This window comes from Neisseria sp. HMSC067H09 (assembly GCF_001814135.1).
Classification (GTDB): Bacteria; Pseudomonadota; Gammaproteobacteria; order Burkholderiales; family Neisseriaceae; genus Neisseria.
Genome location: NZ_KV814943.1, coordinates 1 through 2,890, shown reverse-complemented (window position 1 = coordinate 2,890; position 2,890 = coordinate 1). Strand labels below are relative to the sequence as shown.

Annotated in this window: 2 protein-coding genes; one reads left to right on the top strand and one right to left on the bottom strand. The window is 52.3% G+C overall.

What is annotated here, in order from left to right; all coding sequences use genetic code 11:
* Positions 1 to 272 precede the first annotated feature (272 nt).
* The gene (locus HMPREF2954_RS09765) at positions 273 to 1,691 is read right to left on the bottom strand and encodes an alanine/glycine:cation symporter family protein (RefSeq protein WP_003776489.1); all 1,419 of its coding nucleotides are present in this window, start codon (positions 1,689 to 1,691) and stop codon (positions 273 to 275) included.
* Between the two features lie 372 nt (positions 1,692 to 2,063).
* On the opposite strand from HMPREF2954_RS09765, the gene HMPREF2954_RS09760 reads away from it, so the two are divergent.
* On the top strand, positions 2,064 to 2,792 hold the full coding sequence (locus HMPREF2954_RS09760) for a YebC/PmpR family DNA-binding transcriptional regulator (protein ID WP_045075242.1): 729 nt from the start codon (positions 2,064 to 2,066) through the stop codon (positions 2,790 to 2,792).
* Positions 2,793 to 2,890: the final 98 nt, after the last annotated feature.

The following is a 2,890-nucleotide window of genomic DNA, read 5'->3' as shown; positions in this document are numbered from 1 at the left end:
CCCTAAATGTCTTGATGGGAATTTGGGGGATTTTTGCAAAGGTCTCTTGCTATTTCAAAAATCTTTCAGGAATAATAAGCTCATTAACTGTTTTTAAGGATCTGCATTCTAATAAGATTATTTAACATGAACATACAAAGAAAAACGGCTGCAAAAGCAGCCGCATATTGTCATATCTGATAAAACAGCAATGAACAAAAATATTAAGAAAAAAACAAAAATAACTACATTTAATATTTGATATGATGCTGAGTCGTTTTTATAGTCGAGGATTAAGCCTTGTCGTGGAATTCGTGGAATTCATATTGGTAGGACAAGCCTTTGCCTGCTTTTTTCTGCGCCAGATAATCGTCGTAAACGGCGCGGATTTCTTTGCGCAGGAGGAATAGGGCGATTAAGTTGGGGATGACCATGAAGCCGTTGAACATATCGGACAGGCTCCAAACCAAATCGACTTTGCCCAGCGTGCCCAACACGATAGCCAGCAGCACGAGCGCGCGGTAGATGCCCAAGTGTTTTCCCCTGAAGAGGAAGCGGATGTTGGACTCGCCGAAGTAGTACCAGCCGATGATGGTGGTGAAGGCGAAGAAGGTCAGGCAGACGGCGAGCAGTTGCGAACCGAAGCCGGGGAAGGCTTTACTGAAGGCGAATTGGGTCACCGCCGCGCCTTGTTCGCCGGAAAGGTTGGCATCGGTCAGGAGGATAATCAGCGCGGTGGCGGTGCAGACCAAGATGGTGTCGATGAAGACGCCGATAAATGCCGCCAAGCCTTGTTGAACGGGGTGGTTCACGTCGGCGGTAGCGTGTGCGTGCGGCGTCGAACCCATACCTGCTTCGTTGGAAAACAGCCCGCGTGCCACGCCGTAACGGACGGCTTCGCGCATACCGATACCCGCCGCGCCGCCTAACACAGCTTCGGGATTGAAGGCGGCGGTAAAGATGTGGTTGAACATCGGTACGATGTGGTCGGAGAATTCAAACAGGATAACGACCGCACACAAAATATAGATAATCGCCATAAACGGCACGACGAATTGGGCGATGTTGGCGATGCGGTTTACGCCGCCGACGATAATCATGCCCGCAAGGACGGCGAGGGTGATGCCTACTGCCAAAGCCGGTACGTTAAAGGCGATGGTAACGGAGGAGGCGATGGAGTTTGCCTGCGTGGCGTTACCGATGAAGCCCAGCGCGATAATCAGGGCGATGGAGAAGAAGCCCGATAAGAAACGCGCCGCGCCGCGCCCGATTTTCGGGGTCAGTCCGTGCGTGATGTAGAACGCGGGGCCGCCGATGTATTTGCCGTGGCTGACGACGCGGTATTTTTGCGCGAGCAGGGCTTCGGCAAAAATCGTGGACATCCCCAAAACGGCGGAAAGCCACATCCAAAAAATCGCACCCGGCCCACCTGCGGTAATGGCGGTTGCCACGCCGGCGACGTTGCCCGTGCCGATTTGGGCGGAGACGGCGACAGCGAGTGCTTGGAATTGCGACAAAGATTTATCGTCTTTGTCTTTTTTGGAAAACAAACCGCCGAAAACGGATTTGAGGCCTTCGCCAAATTTGGTAATCTGCGGCGCACCCAGATAGAGTGTGAAAAACAGGCCGATGCCCAAAAGGGCGTAAATCAGCAGGTAGTCCCACAGAATCAGATTGACTGCGCCCACCAGTGCAGACAATGTTTTTTCCATAATTACAAACCTTATATTGAAAAATGAACAGATGACGGCATCCGGCGGCGGTTACTCCGTTGAATGCCGTTGTGTCGGACGGCGCGGCGAGCAGGCCGGTTTCGTCCGTTTCGCCCCAAGTTGTCAACAATCCTGAAGCAGGCCTGCATGATACCGTAAACCTTTTGTGAGGCAAACGAAAAAAAGGGTCAGGTTTGGGCAAAGACAAGATTTTTGCGTTTGTCGGGCGCTATCGGCGTTTTCAGACGACCTTTTAGGCAGAATGCAGCGTCGTCTGAATATTTTAGGTATATTCAACCTATGTTAAAATGCGCCCTTTGAAAATGAGCAAGAGTCCGCCGGATAAGGCGGAAAATCGAAAGGAATCCATATATGGCAGGTCATAGCAAGTGGGCGAATATCCAGCATAAAAAAGCCCGTCAAGATGCCAAACGCGGCAAAATCTTCACCCGTCTGATTAAAGAAATCACCGTCGCAGCCCGCATGGGCGGCGGCGATCCCGGCGCCAACCCGCGCCTGCGCCTGGCTTTGGAAAAAGCCGCCGAAAACAATATGCCCAAAGACAACGTGCAACGCGCCATCGACAAAGGTACGGGCAACTTGGAGGGCGTGGAATACATCGAACTGCGCTACGAAGGCTACGGCATCGGCGGCGCGGCACTGATGGTAGATTGCCTGACTGACAACAAAACCCGCACCGTCGCCGACGTGCGCCATGCGTTCACCAAAAACGGCGGCAACTTGGGCACCGACGGCTGCGTAGCGTTCAACTTCGTGCATCAGGGTTATCTGGTGTTCGAACCCGGCGTTGACGAAGACGCGCTGATGGAAGCCGCTCTGGAAGCCGGTGTGGAAGACGTTATCACCAACGACGACGGTTCCATCGAAGTCATCACCGCCCCCAACGATTGGGCGGGCGTGAAAGCGGCATTGGAAGCCGCAGGCTACAAATCCGTTGACGGCGACGTTACCATGCGTGCCCAAAACGAAACCGAACTTTCCGGCGAAGATGCCGTCAAAATGCAGAAACTGATTGACGCGCTGGAAGATTTGGACGACGTACAGGACGTTTACACCTCCGCCGTCTTGAATCTGGATTAATAGACAATATTGAAAGCAGACCTGTTGGGTCTGCTTTTTTTGCGTCTGGGATTTTTGACGGGTTGAGACCTTTGCAAAATTTCTTTTCCTCCAACAAC

What these genes read in the sequence shown, in the direction of transcription:
- HMPREF2954_RS09765 (WP_003776489.1), bottom strand. Translation starts at nt 1,691, where the DNA reads ATGGAAAAAACATTGTCTGCACTGGTGGGCGCAGTCAATCTGATTCTG.
- HMPREF2954_RS09760 (WP_045075242.1), top strand. Translation starts at nt 2,064, where the DNA reads ATGGCAGGTCATAGCAAGTGGGCGAATATCCAGCATAAAAAAGCCCGT.